13 protein-coding genes and 1 pseudogene are annotated in these 23,158 nt (G+C 70.7%); 3 read left to right on the plus strand and 11 right to left on the minus strand.

The annotated features are described in order from the left end of the window. Both HEQ75_RS09925 and HEQ75_RS09930 read right to left on the minus strand, forming a co-directional pair. Positions 1–4,393 (minus strand): annotated as a pseudogene (locus tag HEQ75_RS09925) (calcium-binding protein); the annotation flags it as partial. 1,059 nt (positions 4,394–5,452) lie between these two features. Further along, complete coding sequence (locus tag HEQ75_RS09930; protein ID WP_168029850.1) at positions 5,453–7,027, minus strand: ABC transporter substrate-binding protein; 1,575 nt, start codon at positions 7,025–7,027, stop codon at positions 5,453–5,455. Between the two features lie 104 nt (positions 7,028–7,131). Here HEQ75_RS09930 and HEQ75_RS09935 point away from each other — a divergent pair, with 104 nt between their 5' ends. After that, positions 7,132–8,565 (plus strand): amidase, encoded by a 1,434-nt coding sequence (locus HEQ75_RS09935; protein WP_168029852.1) that lies wholly within the window; start codon positions 7,132–7,134, stop codon positions 8,563–8,565. Here the strand turns inward: HEQ75_RS09935 and HEQ75_RS09940 are convergent. The 3 genes from HEQ75_RS09940 to HEQ75_RS09950 all read right to left on the minus strand — a co-directional run bounded on the left by HEQ75_RS09940 (position 8,557) and on the right by HEQ75_RS09950 (position 12,778). After that, positions 8,557–9,798 carry an aminotransferase class III-fold pyridoxal phosphate-dependent enzyme gene (locus HEQ75_RS09940; protein ID WP_168029854.1) on the minus strand — a complete coding sequence of 414 codons (1,242 nt, stop codon included), beginning with the start codon at positions 9,796–9,798 and terminating at the stop codon, positions 8,557–8,559. The genes HEQ75_RS09935 and HEQ75_RS09940 overlap by 9 nt on opposite strands. A 101-nt stretch (positions 9,799–9,899) precedes the next feature. Further along, positions 9,900–12,065 (minus strand): alpha-ketoacid dehydrogenase subunit alpha/beta, encoded by a 2,166-nt coding sequence (locus tag HEQ75_RS09945; RefSeq protein WP_328733499.1) that lies wholly within the window; start codon positions 12,063–12,065, stop codon positions 9,900–9,902. Next, positions 12,062–12,778 (minus strand): GntR family transcriptional regulator, encoded by a 717-nt coding sequence (locus tag HEQ75_RS09950; protein WP_168029856.1) that lies wholly within the window; start codon positions 12,776–12,778, stop codon positions 12,062–12,064. The genes HEQ75_RS09945 and HEQ75_RS09950 overlap by 4 nt, the downstream gene beginning before the upstream one ends. 79 nt (positions 12,779–12,857) lie before the next feature. Between HEQ75_RS09950 and HEQ75_RS09955 the strand changes: the two genes are divergently transcribed. Further along, positions 12,858–15,161 carry a penicillin acylase family protein gene (locus tag HEQ75_RS09955; protein ID WP_168029858.1) on the plus strand — a complete coding sequence of 768 codons (2,304 nt, stop codon included), beginning with the start codon at positions 12,858–12,860 and terminating at the stop codon, positions 15,159–15,161. A 64-nt stretch (positions 15,162–15,225) separates the two neighbouring features. Then, positions 15,226–16,767 carry an ABC transporter substrate-binding protein gene (locus tag HEQ75_RS09960; RefSeq protein WP_168029860.1) on the plus strand — a complete coding sequence of 514 codons (1,542 nt, stop codon included), beginning with the start codon at positions 15,226–15,228 and terminating at the stop codon, positions 16,765–16,767. Positions 16,768–16,776: 9 nt separating this feature from the next. On the opposite strand, the gene HEQ75_RS09965 is transcribed toward HEQ75_RS09960, so the two are convergent. The 6 genes from HEQ75_RS09965 to HEQ75_RS09990 all read right to left on the minus strand — a co-directional run bounded on the left by HEQ75_RS09965 (position 16,777) and on the right by HEQ75_RS09990 (position 22,862). Then, entirely contained in the window at positions 16,777–17,727 is a 951-nt protein-coding gene (locus HEQ75_RS09965; RefSeq protein WP_168029867.1) for an ABC transporter ATP-binding protein, read from the minus strand. Next, entirely contained in the window at positions 17,724–18,701 is a 978-nt protein-coding gene (locus HEQ75_RS09970) for an ABC transporter ATP-binding protein (RefSeq protein ID WP_168029869.1), read from the minus strand. Before HEQ75_RS09970 ends, HEQ75_RS09965 begins: the two co-directional genes overlap by 4 nt. Then, positions 18,698–19,567: an ABC transporter permease gene (locus tag HEQ75_RS09975; protein ID WP_168029871.1), complete on the minus strand. Its 870-nt coding sequence runs from the start codon at positions 19,565–19,567 to the stop codon at positions 18,698–18,700. Before HEQ75_RS09975 ends, HEQ75_RS09970 begins: the two co-directional genes overlap by 4 nt. Beyond that, positions 19,564–20,481: an ABC transporter permease gene (locus tag HEQ75_RS09980; RefSeq protein ID WP_168029873.1), complete on the minus strand. Its 918-nt coding sequence runs from the start codon at positions 20,479–20,481 to the stop codon at positions 19,564–19,566. The genes HEQ75_RS09975 and HEQ75_RS09980 overlap by 4 nt, the downstream gene beginning before the upstream one ends. Before the next feature lie 57 nt (positions 20,482–20,538). Continuing rightward, positions 20,539–21,669 carry a hypothetical protein gene (locus HEQ75_RS09985; protein ID WP_168029875.1) on the minus strand — a complete coding sequence of 377 codons (1,131 nt, stop codon included), beginning with the start codon at positions 21,667–21,669 and terminating at the stop codon, positions 20,539–20,541. 62 nt (positions 21,670–21,731) lie between these two features. Then, positions 21,732–22,862 carry a trypsin-like serine peptidase gene (locus HEQ75_RS09990; protein WP_168029877.1) on the minus strand — a complete coding sequence of 377 codons (1,131 nt, stop codon included), beginning with the start codon at positions 22,860–22,862 and terminating at the stop codon, positions 21,732–21,734. Positions 22,863–23,158 lie beyond the last annotated feature (296 nt).

Genomic DNA, 23,158 nt, shown 5'->3' on the forward strand with positions numbered 1-23,158 from the left:
CCTCGGCATTGCCGTAGAGCGCATCGGCATAGATCGAGCCTTCAAGGTTCTCGATGCTGTCGTAGAGGTCGCCAAGGGCCTCGCCGGTGTTCGGCGAGTCAACGGACTGCACACCCAGTCCGACCGGCCGTACATCGTCGAGCGAGGCGGTCACACCGGAGCTGGCATGGGCGTAGCTGGCGGTGTCGATGCCCTCGCCACCGATCAGCTCGTCGCCGCCGGCACCACCCTCCAGCGTGTCGTTTCCGTCGCCACCCGCGAAGACGTTGTCCTCGGCGTCGCCGATCATCAGGTCATCGAGGCTGGTGCCGATGATGCCCTCGATCGCGAGGACCTCGTCGATGTTCACGCCATGGGTGACGTAGCCGAGGTCGAGCCTGACCTCGATCGCCTGGTCCAGGTCGTCGAAGACGGCCGTGTCGAAGCCCTCGCCGCCCAGCAGAAGGTCGTTGCCCTCGCCGCCGATCAGCGTATCCGCGCCGTAGCCGCCATCAAGGATATCGTCACCGCCGAGGCCCGTGAAGGTGTTGTCGACATAGCCACCGGCATAGCTCACGTCGCCGATGATCCAGTCATCCGCCAGCGTGCCGATGACATCCTCGATGCTCTCCAGCACCTGGCCGGTCGTGGCCTGGCCGCTTTGCTGCGTCGGGTCCAACGAGACCAGGACGCCGGCCACGAAGGCGGACGTGTTGTAGTTCACACGGTCAACGCCGTCGCCGCCGATCAGCGTGTCGGCGCCGAGCGTCGCATCGAAGCGGTCGTCGCCTTCGCCGCCATCCAGCAGGTTGGCCTCGTCACTGCCACGCATGGTGTCGTCGTAGTCGGTGCCGATGGCGCCCTCGATCGAATAGAGGTCGTCATCCTCCCATTCGCCTTCGGCATCCTCTTCGCCCAGGTCGATATAGAACGCTTCCTCCGCGGCGCTGTAGTCGACGATGTCGAAGCCTTCGCCGCCGGAGATCGTGTCGTCGTCCTCGCCGCCGATCAGCGTGTCGTTGCCATCGCCGCCCCGAAGGGTGTCCTCTCCGTCCGTGCCGGTGATGACGTTCGCCAGCAGGTTGCCGATCAGTTCCTGGTTGTCGCCCGTGCCGGTCAGGTTCTCGATGTTATCCCCCAGCGTGTAGCTGGGCCCGTCGGTCAGGACCAGGTCGGTCCCTGCCCCGAACAGCTCCACCAGCGTCATGTCGGGACCGTTGATGACATAGACGTCGTTACCTGAACCACCCGCCAGCGTGTCGTTCCCCGCGCTGGACACCAACTCGTCGTTGCCGGCACCGCCGAAGAGCGAGTCGTCGCTGCTGCCACCCGTGAGCGTGTCGTCATAGCTCGACCCGACCACGATCTCGATGGACGTCAGCGAGTCCGTCCCGATGGCGGTCCCGGTGGCGATGTTGGAGTCCAGCGAGACGGTCACACCCAGGTTGGAGTAGGAGTAATCCGCGGTGTCGATGCCGTCGCCGCCGTCGAGCTGGTCGTTGCCGGTGCCGCCGTGCAGCGTGTCGTTGCCCTCTCCGCCCAGCAGCTGGTCGTTGTTACCGCCGCCGTACAGCAGGTCGTCGCCCAGGCCGCCGGTGAGGATGTTGTAGAGATCGTCGCCGGTGATCGTGTCGTTGTGGTCGGACCCGATGACCCATTCGATGCCGTTCAGCGAGTCACCCTCGGCATCGGCGCCGGAGCCGGTGCCGGCCGTGAGATCGACCTCGACCGCCGCCGTGGACCCGGCATAGCTCGCCGTATCCTGGCCCGCACCGCCGTCCATGACGTCGCTGCCCCCGCCACCGATGAGCACGTCGTTCTCCAGGCCACCCTGCAGCGTGTCGTTGCCCAGGAGGCCGGACAGCGTGTCGGCAAGGTCGGAACCGGTGATGACGTTGTCGTCGCTGTTGCCGAGCAGCTCCTGGCCCGCCGATGTGGAGGTGCCGGTCAGGTTCTCGAGATTCGTCGCCAGGGTGAAGCTGGCGAGATCGGTCCTGACGGTGTCGATGCCTTCATTGGCATCCTCGACCAGCGTCATGCCGGCATAGGCGACCACGAAGGTGTCGTTGCCTTCGCCGCCGATCAGCGTGTCGGTGCCGGCGCCACCGGTCAGGGTGTCGGCATAGTCCGACCCTTCGACCGCCTCGATCCCCAGCAGCGTATCGCCCTGCGCGTCGCCACCGAGGCCGAAGCCGACGCCCCCCAGAAGGGTGACCTGCACGGCCGTTCCGGAGTCATCGTAGGAAACCAGGTCGTTGCCATCGCCGCCGATGAGCGTGTCGTTGCCATCGCCGCCGGCGAGCGTATCCGCGCCGGCTTCGCCGGACAGCACGTTCCCGCCCGCATCGCCGGTCAGCGCGTCGTCCTCGCCGGAACCGATCAGGTTCTCGATGCCGCTGAGCGTGTCACCCTCGGCCGCGCCACCGGATTGGAGCCCATCGAGGCTCAAATCCACCGTCACGCCGGCCAAGGAGCCGACATAGCTGGCCGTATCGGTGCCAGCCCCACCGATGATCACGTCTTCCTGGTTGCCGCCAACCAGGAGGTCGTTGTCGTCGCCGCCATCCAGGGTGTCGCCGCCGTTGCCACCCAGCAGGGTGTCAGCGCCCGAGAGGCCGTTGAGGATGTCGCCATTCAGTCCGCCGCTCAGCGAGTTGTCTGCCGTGGAGCCGTCCAGCGTGTCGGCTAAGGTGGTGCCGATCGCATGCTCGACGTCAACCAGCGAATCGCCGAAAGAACTGGTGCCGGCGGTCAGGTCGAGGATGAGTGCGGCACCGGTGTAGGTCGAGTAGTCCGCCGTGTCGTTGCCGTCGCCGCCGATCAGCGTGTCGTTGCCCTCGCCGCCGATCAGCGTGTCGTCGCCGCTGCCGCCATCCAGCGTGTCGGCGGTCAAACCGCCCAACAGGGAGTCGTTGCCGTTGCCGCCGGACAGCGAGTCGGGCCCCTCCAACCCACTCAGCGTGTCGTTTCCTGAACCACCCTGGAGCGTATCGATGTCGTTGCCGCCGACCAGCGAGTCATCGCCGCTACCGCCAGACAACATGCTGCCAAGGTCATTGCCAACGAGATAGTCGTCCCCGTCGCTGCCGATCACGCCTTCAATGCCGCTGAGCGTGTCACCCTCGGCATGGCTGCCGGTGCCCAGATTGGTGGTGAGGTTGACCACCACGGCACCCGAGGAGTCGGAATAGTCGGCGATATCGAAGCCCGCGCCGCCCACCAGCGTGTCTGCCCCAGCGCCACCGATCAGCGTGTCGGCGCCATCGCCGCCGGACAGGCTGTCGTCGCCCCCAGCGCCGTCGAGCTCGTTGCCATCCGCGGCACCGTTGAGGGTGTCCGCATGGGAACTGCCGATGAGGTTCTCGATGCCGTTCAGCTCGTCACCCGTCGCATCGCCGCCGTCCGCGGTGTCGAGGCCGAGGTCGATGACGACACCGGTCCCCGAGCCCTCGTAGCTCGCCGTGTCGATGCCGTCGGCACCGTCGATCAGATCGTTGCCCTCGCCGCCGCGCAGCGTGTCATTGCCGAGGTCGCCCAGCAGGGTGTCGTCGCCGAGGCCGCCGATCAGGCGATCGTTTTCAGCGCCGCCGTTCAGCGAATCGCCGCCGTCGCCGCCGTCGAGGCTGTCGCTGCCGGCGCCGCCACTGAGCGTATCAAATCCGTCGTTGCCGGTCAGCGTGTCGGCGCCGTCAGCACCAGTCACGAAGTCGCTGCCTTCGCCACCGGAGAGCAGGTCGTTGCCGCCGCCGCCCCCGATGGTGTCGTTGCCGCTACCGCCATCGAGCGAATCGTTGTTGTTTCCGCCGGCGAGCGAATCGTCGCCGTCGCCACCGCTGAACCAATGCGGTCCGGCGCTGCCCGAGATCGTGTCGTCGAAGTCGGTTCCAATCGCGAACTCGAAGCCCGAAAGCACGTCCGAGTCGCCGCCGGTGAGTGTGGCCGTGAAAGAACCGAGGGCGAGGTCGATGGGGCCCGACGCCCCGGAATAGTCGACGATGTCGTAGTTGCCGTCGCCACCATTCAGCGTGTCGGCACCCTGGCCGCCGATCAGCGTGTCGGCGCCGCTGCCACCTTCGAGCGAATCGTTGCCATCGCCGCCCTGAAGCACATCGTCGCCATTGTCACCTTCCAGGGTGTCGTTGCCCAAGCCGCCGTTGAGGATATCGTTCCCGCTGCCGCCGCCGAGTTCGTCGTTGCCATCGCCGCCGTTGAGTATGTCGTCGCCAAGGCCACCGGCCAGCGTGTCCTGGCCATCGCCACCAGTCAGGTTGTCGTTGCCTTCACCGCCATCGAGGATGTCGTTGAGGCCGAGGCCGTCCAGGGTGTCATTGCCCCCGAAGCCGTTGATGGTGTCGGCGACGGTGTCGTCGCCCAGCAGCACTTCGCTGGTTTCGTTGCCGTTGATCGCGCTCATGCTCAAGGTCCCGTCTTATTCGTGAATGCCGGCGCGTCGCACCGCGGCGTGAATGGAATTGCTTCAGCCACCCCAGGCGGGTGGCGGGATCGTCTCAGGCGGTCAGGGCCGCGCTGCGCCTAGGCGTCTCGCATGTCCGCGCACAGCGGCGTTCACACGCGCCAGACCGCCATCGGGGCGGGGCGCTGGCCGGCGTGACAGGGGCGCCTGGGCCGGCAAGGGGCGGCGGTGCGGGCCGCGCCCGCGGGATGGCCAGGACGAAGCCGGGACGAGGGTCGCCGCCGCCAGTGCAGCACGCGGCGACGGGCGCAAGAATTCTGGCACAGCCATTGTGTCAAGACGGCTCTCTTCCCCAATAGCCGAGGCGACGCTCCGACACTCCTGGGCCGGAATATGAAATGAACCGGCGCCTCCACGCGCCCGTCCCTCTCGGCTGTCGTCCATGAACATGCGCCTCCACCTGTTTTAGGCCGGATAAGCTTGGCTCACGGGAAAGTAACCGAGAGTGGTGGCTGCGCTTAGCCCCGTTTCTGTCGAGTATTGTAGGGCAAGGCGTCAACGACCGCCGGTCCGACAGGATCACGACGACACAACCTCTGCGTGCGACGCCGTCTCGCGGCCATCCGGCGGACCAGGCCGCGGCGCGATGGCGGGCGGCGCGCGGGCCGGCCGCAACTGGGATCACAGGGACGCGAAGCGCCGAGCAACGGCGCGCGCGATGGCAGCGCCCTGCCACCGCCTGGCAAGACCCTGGTCAGATGTGGATCAATTTCCACGCACGGGGCGGGAAGTTGAGCGCGCGGCGCAGGCCCGGGGCCGGCCATGCCAGCCGACATACTGCCTACATTCGCCTACAATACCCGATCAGGGGTGCAACAACCGCAGGCGGTCGGTTCGGTAGGCAAATGGGCTGCACCTGGGCGCAAGGCGCCGCGACCCCCGGCCGGCGCACCCTGCGCGGGGGTTGTCCGCGCAGGGTGGGCCCGGCGCTGCGCGGGCCTGGCCCGCGCCCCGGCGCGGGAGAGCCTGGGGGCGTGGCGGGGCAGGCGTCGCGGACTGCTACGCCTTCTCGACGTTCCAGAAGATCGGGAAGGAGGATTGCATGAGGCCGCTGAGCGAGGTGCGGTAGGCGGCGGGGATGGTGAACTGGCCCCACATGACGGAAGGCGTCAGCGCATAGGCCAGGCGCTGGATCTCCGCCGTCAGGCGCTGGCGCTCGGCCGGCGTCTCGGCATTGGCGAAGTCCCGCGTCAGGGCGGGGATGCGCGGGTCGCAGGACCAGCCGGGATAATCGGCGCAGGTATTGGCGACGTAGAAATGCGTCAGCGGCGTCAGCATGTCGACGCCGTTCGAGTAGACGGAGAACATGCTCCAGCCGTCGCGGCGCGCACGGCGGGCGAGCACCGTGCCCCAATCCATCTGCTGCTCCTCCACCGTGAAGCCGGCCGCCTTCATGTTCTCCACCAGCACCAGCGCCGCGGTCTGCGAGATGGAGCCCGCCACCTCCAGGAAGATCACCGGCTGGCCACGATAGGCAGTCCTCGCCAGTTCCGCCCGCGCCTCGGCGATGGAGAAGGTGGCGCCCTCGGCACCGGCGGTGGTGCTGTAGGGCGCGTCGCACATCCAGAAGCTCGGGCATTGCGGGGCGCGGAAGCGTTCCGGAATCCCGATCGCCTGCAGCACCGTGTTCTGTTCCACCAGCTTCCACAGCACGCGGCGCACGGCCGGGTCGTCGAAGGGCGGCGCCGCGTGGTTCAGGCGGAAATTGCCCTGGAACTGGTGCAGCCCACCCAGCGACAGCAGGCGGATGTCGCGGGAGCGTTCCAGGCGCTGGATCCAGTCGAACGGCACATATTGCTGGTAGTCGATCTCGTTCGCCAGCAGCGCCGTGGCACCCGTCGCCTGGTCCGGCATGACGCGCAGCGACAGGCTGTCCACCTTCACCACCTTGCCGCCGGCCAGGAAATCAGGCGCCTCCCGGCGCGGCACGTAGTCGGGGAATTTCTCCAGCACCATGTAGTTGCCGGGTCGGTACTGGTCCGGCCGGAAGCGGAAGGGGCCGGAGCCGATGATCTCCGTGATGCGCGCATCGCCCGGCGTCCGCGCCAGGCGTTCCGGCAGGATGAAGGGCACCGGCGCGTTGGGCTTGCCGAGCACGTCCAGCACCAGCGGGAAGGGCCGCTTCAGCACCAGTTCGAAGCCCAGCGTGCCCTTCGTGGTCAGGCTGGCATGCGCATCCCGCAGCATCCGCCCCAGCGCATCCTTCGGCATCCATCGCTGCAGCGACAGCACCACATCGGTGGAGGTGACCGGCGTGCCATCATGGAACTTCATCCCCGGCCGCAGGGTGAAGGTCCAGGTGAGACGGTCGGCGGAGGTGGTGTGGCCTTCCACCATCTGCGGCTGGATGCGGCCCTGGCCATCCATGGCGTAGAGCGTGTCGAAGATATGGAAGCCGAAGGTCCGGGTGATCGCCGCCGTGGTCATGTAGGGGTCGAGGATCACGACCTCCGATTCCAGCACCAGGTTGAGCTGGCTGGCAGCGCGCGCCCCGGGCGGGCGGATGAGGCCGGCGGCGGCCAGGGCGCTACCGCCTGCCATCAGGCCACGGCGGCCGATCAGGCTTTGGGACATGCTCCGATTTCCTCTTCCCTGGGCGGGGTTGGCCCCTCGCCGTTCGATATATCCTATGCCAGCATGATCCCCGGGAAGCGGGATGCGCAAGAAGGAAACGGGCGATGGACGATACGGATCTGCTGTTCATGCCGGCCACCCAGGCCGCAGCGCTGATCCGCCGGCGCCGCCTGTCGCCGGTGGAGTTGACGCAGGCGGTGCTGGCGGCGATCGACCGCACGCAGCCAAGGCTGAACTGCTTCGTGACGGTGCTGCATGACCAGGCGATGGACAGCGCGCGCCGGGCGGAGCAGGCGGTGATGGCGGGCGCGGCGCTCGGCCCGCTGCACGGCGTGCCGCTGCACATCAAGGACCAGGTGGATACCGCGGATGTCCTGACCACGCATGGCTCCGCCATCTTCGCCAGCAACGTGCCAGTGCGGGACGACGCGACCGCGGCGCGGCTGAAGGCGGCAGGCGGCATCCTGCTGGGCAAGACCACCATGCCGGAATTCGGGCACAAGGGCCTGACGGATGGGCCGGCCTTCGGCACCACGCGCAACCCGTGGGATCTCTCGCGCACCACCGGCGGGTCTTCCGGCGGCGCCGCGGCGGCGGTCGCGGCGGGGCTGGGGCCGCTCGGGCTGGGCACGGATGGCGCCGGGTCCGTCCGCATCCCGGCGGCCTGCTGCGGCATCGTCGGCCTGAAGGCGACGCTCGGCACCGTGCCGTGGGAGGCCTCCGCCGACACCTTCGCGAACAACGTCTATGCCGGGCCGATGACGCGCACGGTCAGCGACGCGGCGGTGATGCTTTCCGTCATCGCCGGGCCGGCCGAGCGCGATGCGCAGAGCCTGCGCGGGCCGGGCCTGGCGCCGCTGCCGCCGGGGCTGGTGGGCGGCGACCTGCACGGGCTGCGCGTGGGCTACATCGCGCGCGCCTGCAACGCGAAGGTGCAGACGGAGATGGCGGCGAACACGCTGGCCAGCCTGGATGTCCTGGAGGCGCGCGGTGCCCTGGTGGAGGAGGTGACGGACGCCATCGACTGGATGGAGTTCCAGGGCCGCATCATGTACCAGGCGGGCTTCTTCGTGAGCTGCACGCCGCATCTGCCGCAGTGGCACAACCGGATGGACCCGGTGCTGCTGGCCTTCATGGAACGCGGCGCGGGTTTTTCGCTGACCCAGTTCCGCGAGGCGCAATTCGCCCGCACGCAGCTGTTCCGCACGATCCAGGGCCTGTTCAACCGCTACGACATCCTGGTGACGCCAACGCTGACTCGCACCGCCCTGCCGGCGGATTTCGACGCCGCCGATGGCCAGATCGAGATCGAGGGCGAGCTCTGCGGCATCACCCGGCAGGGCTGGAGCAGCTACATGTACCCGTTCAACCTCACCGGCCACCCGGCGCTGACCATCCCCTCGGGCTTCGCCTGGGACGGGCTGCCGACGGCGGTGCAGTTCATCGGGCCCTGGGGCGCGGAGATGAGCCTGCTGCGCCTGGGCGCGATCCTGGAGGAGGACCGGCCCTGGGCGCATCATCGGCCGCCTTCAGGGTGACAGGCGCGCCACCGCGGCGAAGCCTTCCTCGGCCGCCGCCAGCCCGCGATCCACCGCCGCGGCATCGTGCGCGCAGTTGAGAAACATGTTGTGGCGCGGGTGGAAATAGGCCCCGGCAGCCAGCGCTGCGGCGCAGAAGGCCTCGCCGAGGCGGAAATCGACATCGCGCTCGAATTGCAGCAGCGGCATCTGCGGCGGGCCGGATTGAAGGATGGCAAGGCCGTGGCGTTCCGCGCCGGCCGCCAGCCCGTCGCGCAGGCGCTGGCCCATGGCCCGCATCCGGGCCGGGCCGTCGATGCGGTGCAGTTCCGCGATCGTCGCCAGCGCGGCCGCCATCGGCACGGCGCCGCACCAGAAGGAGCCGGTGGTGAACACCTCGGTGGCCGCACGGCGCAGCCACTCGCGGCCCGTCACGGCGGCGAGGGGGTGGCCGTTGGCGATCGCCTTGCTGTAGGCAGCGAGGTCCGGCCGCACGCCCAGCGTCTCCCACGATCCGCCAAGATGCAGCCGGAAGCCGGCGCGCACATCGTCCAGGATCAGGGCCGCGCCCTGATCGTCGCAGATCGTCCGCAGCGCCTGGGCGAAGCCGGGCGCCGGCAGGTCCAGGGTGCGGGCCATGTCGTGGCGGAAGGCGGTGACCAGGATGCCGGCCAGGTCGCCACGCGCCGCCTCCGCCGCCGCACGGACCGAATCCGCGTCGTTGTAGTCGTAGAACAGCAGATGCGCGCGATCCTCCGCGGTGACGCCGGCCATGGAGGGCGAGCACCAGGGCACCGCGCCGTGGTAGGAACCGCGGGCCACCAGCAGCTTGCGCCGGCCGGTGCCGGCGCGGGCGATGGTGACGCAGGCGGTGGTCGCATCCGTGCCGTTCTTCGACAGCAGGCACCAGGCGGCGTGCGGGATGGTCTCCACCAGCCGCTCGGCCAGATCCACCAGCACCGGCGCCGGACCGTTCATGCAATCGCCCAGCGCCGCCTGTCGCTGCGCCGCTTCCTCCACCGCCGGATGGTGGTGGCCCAGCACGATCGGGCCCCACGAGGACATGAAATCCACCACCTCCCGCCCATCGGCGTCCCACAGCCGGCAGCCCTCGGCGCGGCTGTAGTATTGCGGGTAGCCCTCGGGCAGCCGCGCGGCGTTGAGATGGCCCCAGAGCCCGCCCGGGATCACCCGCCCGGCACGCTCGCGCAGCGCCGCGTCGCGGCTGGTGTTGGCGAAATGGGATTCGGGCATCCGGCGCTCCATGGCATGGGATCTGGTCGTGATGGGCGTGCCGTCCAGGGTCGGGCAACGGGCGAACTTCCCGGAGCGCCGGCTTTGGCAGGCCGGCGCCGCTACCGCATCAGCCGCCGCAGACCCTCGGCCACCGTCGCGGCCTGCGCCAGCGCCGCCTCGTTCAACGGGCGGGAGACGACGGGCGCGGCGCGGCTGCCATGCACGCGCCCGATCTCCGCATCCAGCCAGTCGAAGCAGCGGCGCTGGATCTCGTCCACCCAGCGGGCGCCATGCGCCGTGCCATGCGCGGTCTGCTCGGCGATCAGCACGCGGTTGGTGCGGCGGATGCTGGCCTCGATGCCGGGCCAGTCCATGCCCTCGATATCCAGGCAGCGCAGGTCGAGGATCTCCGCGTCGACGCCGGTCTCCGCCACCGCCGCCTCCGTCTCCGCCACCATGGCGCCATAGGTCAGCACCGTGCAGGCCGCGCCCGGCCGGACCCGCCGCGCCGTGCCGAAGGGCAGGATATAGTCGAGGTCCCGCGGCACCGGCCCGCTGGTCTGGAACAGGCCCTGATGCTCGATCATCAGCACCGGATCCTCGCAGGCCAGGGCAGCGTTCATCAGCCCGACGTAATCATGCGGCGTCGAGGGGTGCAGGATGCGCCAGCCGGGATAGGCCGCGAACAGCCCGGACGGGTCCATGGAGTGCTGCGACCCATAGCCCGCCGCCGGCGAGACCCGCGCGCGCACCACCAGCGGAATGCCGAAGCCGCCGCCGAACATGTGCGCGAACTTGCCGATGCCGTTGAACATCTGGTCGGCGGCGACGATGGTGAAGTCGCCGAACATGATGTCCACCACCGGCCGCAGCCCGCACAGCGCGGCGCCCAGCGCCATGCCCGTGAAGCCGTTCTCGCAGATCGGCGTGGCGAAGACGCGTTCGGGGAATGTCTCCATCAGCCCTTTCGAGGAGCCGGAGACGCCGCCGCGCAGCCGGTGCACATCCTCGCCGATCAGCACGATGCGCCGGTCGCGCTCCATGGCGTGCAGCAGCACCGCGGCCACGGCGTCGATGTACTTCACCGTCTGCCGCGCCGCGGCGGGCACCGCATCGGCTTCCTGCACCCGCAGCCCGCGCAATTCGGCCAGGTCGCCGCGGATGCCTTCGTCGATGCTCGCCGCCGCCGGCAGCAGCCCGGCGCGCAGCCGCGGCGCATTGGCGCCGGGCGGCGTCTCCGTCAGCGCCGCGGCCGCGACGTCCACCGCCGCCTGCGCACGGGCCTGCAGCGCTGCCAGGCCGGCCGCGTCCAGCACGCCCATCCGCGCCAGGCGCGGCGGCAGGGTCTCGACCGGGTCGCGCGCCCGCCAGGCCTCCTCCTCCGCCCGGTCGCGATAGCCGAACTGGCTGCCCAGCAACGGGCCGGACTGGTGCAGGAAGCGGTAGCACAGCGCCTCCACGAAGACCGGCCCGCCCTGCGCCGCGATCCGCGCCCGCGCCCATTGCATGGCCCGGCGCACCGCCAGCACGTCCATGCCGTCGCATTCGAGGGCGGGCACGCCGAACATCGCGCCGCGCGTGGTCAGCCGGGTTTCCCGCGTCTGCTCCGCCACATGGGTGGAGACGGCGTAGAGATTGTTCTCCAGGAAGAAGATCACCGGCAGCCGGTAGAGCGCCGCCAGGTTGATCGCCTCCAGAGTCTGGCCGGCCATCAGCGTGCCGTCGCCGAAGAAGGCGACGGAGACGTTGTCCCGCCCCAGCACCTTGTCGGCCAGGCCATAGCCCACCGCATGCGGCACATTGCCGCCGATGATGGCGGAGGAGCCGACGATGCCGGCTGCCGCGATCCGCATGTGCATCGATCCGCCGCGGCCGCCATTGTAGCCCTGCGACAGGCCCATGATCTCCGCCATGGTGCGCCGCAGCGCGGTGCCCGCGGCATCCGGCAGCGCATCGCGCAGCGGGTCGTAGCCGGGGGCCAGCGTGGCGTTCAGCAGCTTGGCCAGGATCTGATGGTGCGCCCGGTGGGTGCCATTGATCTTGTCCCCGGTGCCGAGCACGGACATGGCGCCGACGGCACCCGCCTCCTGCCCGATCGAGGCATGGGCCGGGCCATGGATCAGCCCGGCGCCGTGCAGTTCCAGGATCTTCTCCTCGAAGCGGCGGATCAGCAGCAGCTGCTCCATCCAGGCGCGCAGCGCGGCGGGGTCCTCCGCGGCCCAGTCGGCCTCCTCCACCTCCAGGCGGAACCAGGGGGTCTCCGTGCCGATCGGCTGCTGCTTCACGGCATGCCGTCCTGCGCCAGCGCCGTCAGGTGGCGCAGCAGCCCGGCGCCGCCCTCCTCCATATCCGCCTGCACGGCGCTGCGCGTCGCCGCCGGATCGCGCGCGCGCAGCCCGTCCAGGATGTCGAGATGCCGGTGGCGGCCGGGATAGGTGGGGCGCGCATGCGGATACAGGTGGTTCAGCATCGGGCCGTTGCGCAGCCAGATGCCCTCGATCACCGCCAGCAGTTCCGGCATCGCGGCGGCACGGTAGAGGCCGTGGTGGAAGCGCCAATTGGCGCGCACCGCCGCCGGCCCCTCCTCCGCCGCCTCGGCGCGCACCAGCTCGGCATGGGCGCGTTCCAGGGCGCGGATCTCCCCGGCGGTGATCCGCACCGCCGCCTCCTCCGCCGCCAGGCCTTCCAGCGCCGCGCGCACCCGGCGCAGTTCGCGGTACTGCGCCAGGGTCAGGCCGGCGACGGTGATGGCCTTGGCCTGTTCCATATGCAGCGCGCGTTCGCGCACCAGCTGCATCACCGCCTCCCGCACCGGGGTTTCGGAAACGCCGAGCTGCAGCGCCAGCTCCCGCATCTTCAGGCGCTGGCCGGGGCGCATGCGGCCCTCCATCAGCGCGGCGCGCAGCTCGCCATAGACGCGGCCGGTCAGGTTGTCCCGGCCGACAGGGGCGAGGAAGGCGATGTCGCCCGGTTCGGGGCGGAGGAGGCTGGCGCTCATGGCGTCATCGTATTTGATATATCGACGCCAGGGCAATCCCATGGCCAGATGCGTGACTGGAAACGTCGGAAGGCCCCGCATGAACCCCAGTCCCGAGGCGCTGCGCGCCGCCCTGCCACCGCTGGATGGGGCCCTGCCCCTGCCGGGCCTGGCCGCGCCGGTGACGGTGCAGCGCGACGCCTGGGGCATCCCGCACATCCGTGCCGAGGGCGGCGCGTCGGACGCCTATCGCGCCCAGGGCTTCGTGCATGCGCAGGACCGGCTGTTCCAGATGGAGTTGAACCGCCGCCGCGCCCTGGGCCGGGCGGCAGAGTGGCTGGGCGCGGCCGCCGCCGCGGGCGACATCCTGGCCCGCCGCCTGGGGACGGAAAGCGCCAGCCGGCGCGACTTCGCCGCGCTGGGGGCGGAGGCGCAGGCAATGCTGGAAGCCTATGTCACCGGCATCAACGCCTTCCTCGACAGCGGCGCGCCGCCGGCCATCGAATACACGCTGCTGCAGGCGGTGCCGGAACGGTGGGAGCCCTGGCACCCCATCGCGGTGATGCGGCGGCTCGGCCTGCTGATGGGCTCGGTCTGGTTCAAGCTGTGGCGCGCCGCGGCGCTGCCGCTGCTGGGGGCCGACGGCATCGCGAAGCTGCGCTACGACGATGGCGGCCGCGACCTGCTGCTGGTGCCGCCGGGGGCGGAGGCGGCGCGCCTGGCCGCGGACCTGGATGCGCTGCGCCCGGCCATCCTGGCGCTGCTGGAGGCCGGGACGGTGGACCAGACCGGCGGCGGCAGCAACAACTGGGCGGTGGCGCCGGCACGTTCCGCCACCGGCCGCCCGGTGGTCGCCGGCGACCCACACCGGGTGTTCGAGATCCCGAACATGTACGCCCAAGGGCACCTGGCCTGCCGCGACTTCGACGTGGTGGGGCTGACCGTGCCGGGCGTGCCGGGCTTCCCGCATTTCGCGCATAACGGCCAGGTCGCCTGGTGCGTCACCCATGCCTTCGTGGACATCCACGACCTGTACCTGGAACGCTTCGACGCCGACGCCAGCCACAGCCGCGGGCCGGATGGCTGGGTGCCGGTGACCCGGCGGCAGGAGAGCATCGCCGTGCGCGGCGGCGCACCGCGGACGTTCGAGGTGCTGGAGACGCGGCACGGCCCGGTGATCGCGGGCGATCCGGTGCACGGCCAGGCGCTGGCGCTGCGCTCCGTGCAATTCGTGGTGACCGACCTGTCCTTCGACTGCCTGCCGCGCATGCTGCGCGCCGGCAGCGTGGCGGCGCTGTTCGAGGCGACGCGCGGCTGGGGGCTGATCGACCACAACCTGGTGGCCGGCGACGTGGCAGGGCAGATCGGCCATCAGGTCCGCGCCCTGGTGCCGGTGCGGCCGCGCGCCAATGGCTGGCTGCCGGTGCCGGGCTGGATCGCCGCGCATGACTGGGCCGGCATGATCCCGCATGCGGCGATGCCGCGCGTGATGGACCCGCCGGAGGGGCTGATCGTCACCGCCAACAACCGCATCGCGGCGGAGGAAGGGCCTGACTACCTCTGCACCGATTGCCACCCGCCCTATCGCGCGCAGCGCATCCTGGAGCGTCTGCGGGCGGAGCCGGAGGCGCGCAGCGTGGAGGGTGCGGCCGCCCTGCATGGCGACACGCTGTCCGCCAACGCGCTGCTGATCCGCGACCGGCTGGCCCGGATGGCGGCGCCCGCCGCGCCCGGCGCCGCCGCGCTGCGTCAACAGCTGTTGCAATGGAATGGCCGGATGGAGGCCGGATCGGCCGCCGCCACCGCCTATGTCGGCTTCCGCCGCGCCCTGACCGGCATCCTGCTGGCGCGCAGCGGGCTGGCCGCGCTGGCGGGCGATGCGCTGCTGGCGGTGCCGCCCGGCGTGGCGCCGGCGAACCAGCTCTGGTGGATGCTGCCGACCCTTTTGCGGAACGAGGATTGCGGCCTGCTCGGCGGGCTGGACTGGGATGCGGCGCTGCGCCAGGCGCTGGAGGAGGCGGCCAGCGCGTCGCGGCCCTGGGGCGAGGCGCACCGGCCGGCGCTGGCGCACCCGCTCTCGGCCCTGTTCCCGGACTGGGCGCCGCTGCTGGACCCGCCGGCGCTGCCGGTCGGCGGCGACACGGACACGGTGCTGGCCACCGGCTTCTTCGCCGCCGCGGGCGATGCCGCGGCCTATGGCGCGCTGTCGCGCTACGCCTTCGACGTCGGCGCCTGGGAGAACAGCCGCTGGTCGGTTTTCCACGGCGCCTCCGGCCATCCCGGCAGCCCGCACTATGCCGACCAGCATGCGGTCTGGGCCGGCACGGCGATGGTGCCGATGCTGCACGACTGGGCGCGCATCGCGCGGGCGGCGCGCTGGACGCAGACACTCGGCGCGCCGTGAACTCTGCTTGCGGGCGGGCGGCGCCGTTCCTAGGCTGCCCGGACAAGAACGGGAGAGCTGGAAGATGAGCATCGGACGCAGGCTGCTGGGCAAGGGCATCGCCGCCGCGGGGGGTCTCGCGATCCCCGGCCTGCTGGCGGGGGAAGCACAGGCGCAGCGCGGGCAGGACACGCTGCGGCTGGTGTTCCGCGACGCGGTGCCGAACATCGATCCCTATTTCAACAGCCAGCGCACCGGGCTGATCCTCGGGCACCAGGCGTGGGACGGGCTGGTGCATCGCGACCCGGAGAGCTTCCGCGTGGTGCCGGCGCTGGCCACGGAATGGCGCTGGGTGAATCCGCTGCTGCTGGAATTCACCCTGCGCCAGGGCGTGAAGTTCCATGACGGCAGCGACTTCACGGCGAAGGACGCGGCCTACACCATCAACACCGTCTCCAAGCCGGAAACCCGGGTCGCCACGCCCAGCAACTACGCCTGGATCGACCGCGCGGAAGCCGATGGCGACTTCAAGCTGCGCCTGCACCTGAAGCGGCCGACGCCGGCGGCGCTGGACTACCTGGCGCTGGTGACGCCGATCTGGCCGCAGGCGTACCGGGAGCGTGTCGGCGCCGAGGGCTACAGCCGCGCGCCGATCGGCACGGGGCCCTACCGCATCACCAAGTTCGATGTCGCCAGCGGCGTGGAATACGAGCGCTTCGATGGCTACTATGCGGGTGGGCCGAAGGGCAGGCCGGCGATCCGCCGCATCACCGTCCGCTTCGTGACCGATGCGGCGACCGAACTCACGGAGCTTCTGGCGCAGCGGGTCGACTGGATCTGGAACATGAACCCGGACCAGGTGGCGAACGTCAACCGCATTCCCTTCCTGACCACGCTGCGCCAGGAATCCATGCGCATCGGCTATCTCAGCCTGGATGCGGCCGGCCGCAGTGGCGACACACCGATGAAGAATCTGAAGGTCCGCCAGGCGGTGTGGCATGCGCTGGACCGGAAGACCATCGCGGAGAAGCTGGTCAGCGGCGGGTCCCGGGTGCCGGTCGCGCCCTGCTACCCCTCGCAGTTCGGCTGCAACGCCGATGCCGCCATCCAGTACGACTACAATCCGGAGAAGGCGAAGCAGCTCCTGGCCGAGGCCGGCTACCCGAACGGCTTCGACATCGAGCTGACCAGCTATGTGCAGCCGCGGCAATGGTCGGAAGCGGTGCAGAGCTACCTGCAGGCGGTGGGCATCCGCGCCCGGCTGAACCTGCTGCAGGTGGCCGCCCAGATCCAACGCGCCTGGCGTGGCGAGCTGGCGATGTCCATGGGCAGCTGGGGCAGCTACTCGATCAACGACGTCTCCGCCATCCTGCCGAACTTCTTCGGCAACACGAATGACGATTACGCCCGCGACGAGACGTTGCAACGGCTGCTGGTGGAAGGCGGCTCCTCCGCCGACGAGGCGGTGCGCAACGCGGCCTATTCCGCCGCCATCAAGCGCATCACGGAACAGGCCTATTGGGTGCCGCTGCACACCTATGTCAACACCTACGCCTTCAACCGGCAGCTCGACTTCAAGGCCTTCCCAGACGAACTGCCGCGCTTCTACCTGGCGAAGTGGAAATAGCCGGGTGCGCTATCCGGCCAGGTGGCACTCCACCTGGCCGGTCGGCAGCGCCGTAAGGCGCGGCGCCTGCGTCGCACAGGGCGCGAAGGCCTTCGGGCAGCGCGGGTGGAAGCGGCAGCCCGGCGGCACATTGGCCGGATCCGGCATGATGTCGCCCAGCCCCACATCCGGCACGCCCAGCCCCGGCTCCGGCGTCAGCACGCTGTCCAGCAGCGCCCGCGTATAGGGGTGCTGCGGATCGCGGAACAGCGCCTCCGACTCCTGGCGTTCCACGATGCGGCCGAGATACATCACCGCCACCTCGCTCGCCACATGCTCCACCACCGCCAGGTTGTGGCTGATGAACAGGTAGGTCAGGCCGAGGTCGCGGCGCAGCTCCGCCAGCAGGTTCAGGATCTGCGCCTGCACCGAGACATCCAGCGCGCTGGTCGGCTCGTCGCAGATGACGATGCGCGGCCGCAGCACCAGGGCGCGCGCGATCGCCACCCGCTGCCGCTGGCCGCCCGAAAGCTGGGAGGGGAAGCGGCCGCCCTGTTCCGCCGAAAGCCCGACGCGCTCCAGCGCCTCCGCCACCCGGCGCTGCATCGCCGCGCGCGGAATGTCGCCCTGCGCGGCCAGCGGCTGCGCCACGATGTCGCGCACGCGGCGGCGCGGATTGAGCGAGGAGAAGGGGTCCTGGAACACCGGCTGGATCAGCCGTGCCCGCGCGCGGCGGTCCATCGTGTCCAGGCGCTGGCCATCGACCAGCACCTCCCCCTCGCTGGGCGGCATCAGGCCGAGGATCATGCGCGCGAGCGTGGATTTGCCGCAGCCGCTTTCGCCGACCACGCCGAGCACGCTGCCCGCCGGCACGGCGAAGGACACGCCATCCACCGCCACCACCTCCCGCGGCCTGGCGAAAAGCCCCTGGCGGACGCGGAAGACGCGGCGAAGGCCGCGCACCTCGATGGCCGGATTCATGCGGCCTGCCGCCCCGCCCAGCCCGGCTGCAGCGTGCACAGCACCTCATGCCCCGGCGCGGCGGCACGGCGCGGAATGGCGCCGGCGCAGGCGGGCTGGGCGTGGTCGCAGCGGTCGCGGAAGGCGCAGCCGGCGAAGCCGGGCGGGATGCGCGGCACCACGCCGGGAATGCTGCCCAGCGGATCGCCGCGCTTCACCTTGCCCGGCACCGGCACGCAGGCCAGCAGCCCGCGCGTGTAGGGGTGCTGCGGGTCGCCGAAAAGCTGCGCGGTCGGCGCGCTTTCCACCACCTCCCCCGCATACATGACGGAGACGCGGTCGGCGATGCGGGCCACCACGCCGAGGTCATGCGTGATCAGCAGCACGCCAAGGCCGAGGTCCCGCCGCAGCCCTTCCAGCAGCCGCAGGATCTGCGCCTGCACGGTGACGTCCAGCGCCGTGGTGGGTTCGTCGGCGATCAGCAGTTCGGGGTCGCACATCAGCGCCATGGCGATCATCACGCGCTGCCGCAACCCGCCCGAGAGCTGGTGCGGGAACTGCCCGAGGCGCAGGCCCGGCGCGGTGATGCCGACGCGGCCCAGCAGCTCCGCCGCGCGGTCCACCGCCTGGGCGCGCGGCGTGCCGCGATGCCGGCGCAGCACCTCCGTCATCTGGCTGCCGACGGTGTAGGCCGGGTTCAGGCTGGTCATCGGCTCCTGAAAGATCATTGCCATGCGATCGCCGCGCAGCCGCGACATCGCCCGCTCCCCCAGCCCGCCGATTTCCTGCCCCGCGAAGCGCAGCACCTCCGCCTGCCGCCGGCCGCCGCGTGCCAGCAGCCCCATGATGGCGAGCGAGGTGACGGACTTGCCGCAGCCGCTTTCGCCCACGAGGCAATGCGTCTCCCCCTTCAGCACGCTGAGCGAGGCGCCGCGCACCGCCTCGGTGGTGCCGAAGGTAACGCGCAGCCCCTGCACCTCCAGCAGCGGGGTCATCGGGACAGGTCCGTGCCGAGCATGTCGCGCAGCGCGTCGCCCAGCAAATTCACGCCGAAGACCAGCACGAACAGCGCGATGCCGGGCACCAGGATGACCCAGGGGGTGAAGAACATGTACTCCTTCGCCTCCGCGATCATCAGGCCCCAGGAGGGCAGCGGCGCCGGCACGCCGAGGCCGAGGAAGGACAGCGCGGCTTCCAGCAGGATGGCCAGCGCCATCTCCAGCGTCGCCACCACGGCCAGGTGCGTGGCGATGTTGGGCAGGATCTCGCGCAGCAGCACGCTGGCGTGGGAGGCGCCGGCGCACCAGGCGGCGCTGACATAGTCCAGCGTGCGCAGCTGCATGGTGGTGGCGCGCGCGACGACGGCGAAGCGGTCCCACAGCAGCAGGCCCAGCACCAGGATCACCAGCAGGAAGCTGGTGCCGAGCAGCCCGGCCACGGCCAGCGCCACCAGCACCACGGGGATCGACAGCCGCGCGGTGATGGCGAACATCACGACATCGTCCACCCGCCCGCCATAGAAGCCGCCCAGCACCCCGATGGTGGTGCCGATGAGGCCGGAGGTGATGACGGTGGCCACGCCGATCACCAGCGAGATGCGCGCGCCATGGATGAGGCGGGAGAGGTAGTCGCGGCCAAGCTGGTCGGTGCCGAGCAGGTTCAGCGGCGTGCCGCCTTCCATCCAGCTCGGCGGCACCAGGCGGCGGGAGAGGTCGATGGCGTAGGGGTCGTGCGGCGCGATCCAGGGGGCGAGGATCGCCACCACCACCACCAGCCCCACCACCAGCGCGCCGAGCAGGAAGCTCGCGTTGCGCAGCAGCCGGCGCGTGGCGCCGACGCCCGGAAGGATGGCGCCGCTCACGCCGTGCGCAGCCTGGGGTCGAGCACGGCGTTCAGCAGGTCCGCCAGCAGGGTCAGCGCGATGTAGATCAGCGCCAGCACCAGGATCACCGCCTGAACGACGGGGAAATCGTTCTTGCTGATGCTCTCCCACGCCAGGTAGCCGACGCCGTGCATGGCGAAGACCGTCTCGATGACGATGGACCCGCCCAGCATGAAGCCCAGCTGCACCGCCGCGATGGACACGACCGGGATCGCCGCGTTGCGGAAGCCGTGCTTCACAAGGATGGACAGGCGCGAGAGCCCCTTGGCGCGCGCGGTGCGGATGTAGTCGGAGGCCAACGCCTCCACCATGCCGCTGCGCGTCAGGCGCATCAGCGACGGGATGGCGGAGAAGGCCAGCACGATGCCGGGCATGACGTAGTACTCCCAGCCCCCGGTGCCGGAGATCGGCAGCCAGCCCAGGTTCAGCCCGAGCACGACCATCAGGATCAGGCCGAGCCAGAAGGAGGGCATGGCCTGGCCGATGAGCGCCACCAGCATCACGCCGCGATCCACCCAGCTGCCTTCCCGTACCGCGGCGATGATGCCGAGCGGCAGCGCCACCACCAGCGCCATCAGCAGCCCCACCAGCCCGAGCGTCATGGTGATGGGCAGGCGATGCGCGATGAGGTTGGCGACGCGGTCCTTGAAGAAATAGCTCTCGCCGAAATCGCCCTGCACGGCGCGCAGCAGCCAGTCCAGATATTGCTGGGCCAGGGGGCGGTTCAGCCCATAGGCCTGGCGGATCAGGTCCACATCCTCCTGCGTCGCGTTCGGGCCGGCGATGGAAATCGCAAGGTCACCCGACAGGCGCGTGAGCAGGAAGCTCAGCGTCAGCACCGTCAACGCGACAAGGATGGCGACGGTGAGCCGGCGCAGCAGGAAACGGACCATCGCAGCAAGCCTAGTCGCCGCAACGGTCCGCTTGCAAGCGGCGGATTGCGCGCGGCGTCAGCGCGGGCCGGTCAGCATCCCGCGCAACGCTTCGCCCAACCGGGCCGAGACGTCGTTGGAGAGCTGGTCGCGGCGCAGCGCTTCACCGATCGCACGGATGAAGTCGCCGGATTGCTGCGCTTCGGTCAGCGTCACCTCGACCCGGAGATTGACCGGGTCCTGCACCACCAGCCGCGTCGTCGCGCCCGCCGCATCGATCCGCGGCACCGCCACATGGCCGCCGGCCAGCAGCGGATGGAATTCCGGCTCGTGCAGGATCTCGCGCCGGCAGTTCATTATCTCCCGGATGTTCGTGGCCAGCGCGCCGGCCCGGCAGGCGGCGGCCGGGGCCGCCAGCCGGCCCAGGTCGAAGACCTCGGCCAGCAGCGTGACCGGCCTGGCCGCGCCGGGGGCCAGGCTGCTCATCGCAACCTGGAACACCAGGCTCTTCGCATCATTGCGGCCGCGCTGCGCGCCGCTCTGGCCGAAGAACACGACCACGGGGCTGAGCCCGACATGGCCGAGCAGCGGCTGCGCTGCCTCCCCCGCCGGGCCGGCCAGCGTGAACTGCCGGTAGTACAGGCTGAATTCGGCATAGACCTCCGGCACCCCCAGCACCTGCAGCGCCGTGTCGCGCCGGGCGGCCCGGGCTGCCTGCCGCAGCCTGGTGTTGAGATCGTCAAGCGGGGTCTTCCACGCGCTCTGCGACGGCGCGAGCCCCAGCACCGGCGCGTCCGCGTCCAGATCCATGCTGGTCAGGCGCCCGCGCAGGAAGACCAGGCATCCCGCATCCGGCTCCACCCTTTCGCCCGCGAAGCGCAGCAGAGGGCCCCGACCGCTCGCGGTGCTGGACGCCCCATAGGAATCGGCGAACTGCTCCAGGTAGCGGCCGGCGATCTCGAAGGCACGCTCCACCGCCACGCCGGCGACAGTGGCGAGCACCGAGGCGGCGGCCTCGGCCGCCACCGCCGCGCCGGCCGATTCCATGCGCGCCCCGGCGGTGCTCATCGGGCAGGAATCGAACAGCAGCGCGACGGCGGGCGAGGCCGCGGCCGGCCAGGTCCGTGCCGGCGCTGCCTCCTGCGCCATGGCGCCGGCGGGCGGCGCGGCAAGGGCCAGGCCAAGGCAGGCCGATCTGATCCAATCCATCCGAAGCATGATCCTGGTCCTTCTCGAGAGGGTTGCCGGCACGGCAGCGGCCGGTCGGAGATTCACGGCCCGGCCCGGCGCTGCACCCAGCCGGGCACGGCGGTGCCAAGGTTCACGGCGATCGAAGGCATCCCGTCGAAATCGCCACGGGCACCGCAATCGCTTTCAGCCTCCGCCCGGCTGGCCTGGCCAATGCCGCCGGTATGGATGCCGAGCAGCGCCGCCTGCGCCGGCCGGCCGCCTTCGGCATCCGAAATCGCCAGCACCGGCCCGCCGCTCCAGCCGGCTTCGACGTTGCAGCCATAGAGGAAGCAGCCGCGCGCCGTGGTCCAGGCAATGCGGCAATCGGCCCGCACCTCGTGCCGCAGCAGGGGCGACCAGTTCTGTGCAGGCGTCACGCGCGGCGCCTCCCCGCTGCGCGCGTAGCCGAGCACCACCTGCAGGCCGACCAGGGTGATGCGCTGGAAGGCCTGCGGCCGCGCCATGGGCATCGGCGCCGCCACCCGCGCATCCGCCACCGGCGCGGCCAGCCGCAGGATGGCGAAGTCGCCGACCCGCTGCCGCCTGTGGAAGCTTCCCGTGGCATGATCCGGATCGACCACCGGCTCGGCGACCTGCAGGGGCCGGTCCGGCTCCGTCCAGCGCGCGAAACCCACGGCGATCCGTGGTGGCGTGCCGCCTCGGCTGCTGTCGAAGTCCGGGTCGTAGAGGCAGTGCCGCGCGGTTGCGACATGCTGCGCATCCAGCAGCAGGCCCGTGCAATGCACCCGCCCCGCAGTCGGACCGGTGCTGGCGAAGACCGCGCCCATGCGGGGATGGATGGCGGCCAGCGCGGCGGCGATGCGCGCTGCCTCGCCGCCGGCTGGCGGCGCGCGATCCAGCGGTTGCAGGCAGGCCTGGTCGTGCGCTTCCAGCAGCAGGCGGATGTCCGGCGTGCGGGCGCGGCGCAGCACCTCGCCGTAGCTGGGCCGCCGGCCGAACACGGCGCGGTAGATCGCGTCGGCCAGGGCCACCTTCGCCTTGTCGCACGCCGCGATGCCGTCCCTGTCCCGCAGATGGGCGTCGCGTGCCGTGGCCGGCAGGTCGCGGGATGGCGGGTCGAGCGGGGTGGTCGGCAACGCCGGTCCATTCGGCAGAAGCGGCGCGCGCGGCGCCGGGTCCGTGGCCGGCAGCGGCGCGCGGGTGTTCTCCATCTGGTGGGGGCCGCGATCGGGTGGGATCTGAAACTGGGTCCCGAGGGCGAAGGCCGGCAGGCGCCCTGGTCCGCCGAGCGTGGGAGGATCGAGCACGGCGCGTGGCGTCTCAATCACGACGGGCGGGCGCGGAATGAACGGGCCGGGCGTCGATATCCCCGGCGTCGATATCCCAGGTGGCGCGCCCGAGGAGGGCGCCGGCGCGCTGAAGCTGCCAGGCGCCCCGGGGCCCGGCTGTGCGGCGACGGGGGCGGACAGGCCGAGAAGGCAGGCGGCGACAAGCGGTTGGCGGTGCA

It is taken from the genome of Falsiroseomonas selenitidurans (genome assembly GCF_012103215.1).
Lineage (GTDB): Bacteria > Pseudomonadota > Alphaproteobacteria > Acetobacterales > Acetobacteraceae > Falsiroseomonas > Falsiroseomonas selenitidurans.

What these genes read in the sequence shown, in the direction of transcription:
- HEQ75_RS09930 (WP_168029850.1), bottom strand. Translation starts at nt 7,027, where the DNA reads ATGTCCCAAAGCCTGATCGGCCGCCGTGGCCTGATGGCAGGCGGTAGC.
- HEQ75_RS09935 (WP_168029852.1), top strand. Translation starts at nt 7,132, where the DNA reads ATGGACGATACGGATCTGCTGTTCATGCCGGCCACCCAGGCCGCAGCG.
- HEQ75_RS09940 (WP_168029854.1), bottom strand. Translation starts at nt 9,798, where the DNA reads ATGCCCGAATCCCATTTCGCCAACACCAGCCGCGACGCGGCGCTGCGC.
- HEQ75_RS09950 (WP_168029856.1), bottom strand. Translation starts at nt 12,778, where the DNA reads ATGAGCGCCAGCCTCCTCCGCCCCGAACCGGGCGACATCGCCTTCCTC.
- HEQ75_RS09955 (WP_168029858.1), top strand. Translation starts at nt 12,858, where the DNA reads ATGAACCCCAGTCCCGAGGCGCTGCGCGCCGCCCTGCCACCGCTGGAT.
- HEQ75_RS09960 (WP_168029860.1), top strand. Translation starts at nt 15,226, where the DNA reads ATGAGCATCGGACGCAGGCTGCTGGGCAAGGGCATCGCCGCCGCGGGG.
- HEQ75_RS09965 (WP_168029867.1), bottom strand. Translation starts at nt 17,727, where the DNA reads ATGAATCCGGCCATCGAGGTGCGCGGCCTTCGCCGCGTCTTCCGCGTC.
- HEQ75_RS09970 (WP_168029869.1), bottom strand. Translation starts at nt 18,701, where the DNA reads ATGACCCCGCTGCTGGAGGTGCAGGGGCTGCGCGTTACCTTCGGCACC.
- HEQ75_RS09980 (WP_168029873.1), bottom strand. Translation starts at nt 20,481, where the DNA reads ATGGTCCGTTTCCTGCTGCGCCGGCTCACCGTCGCCATCCTTGTCGCG.
- HEQ75_RS09985 (WP_168029875.1), bottom strand. Translation starts at nt 21,669, where the DNA reads ATGGATTGGATCAGATCGGCCTGCCTTGGCCTGGCCCTTGCCGCGCCG.
- HEQ75_RS09990 (WP_168029877.1), bottom strand. Translation starts at nt 22,862, where the DNA reads ATGGAGAACACCCGCGCGCCGCTGCCGGCCACGGACCCGGCGCCGCGC.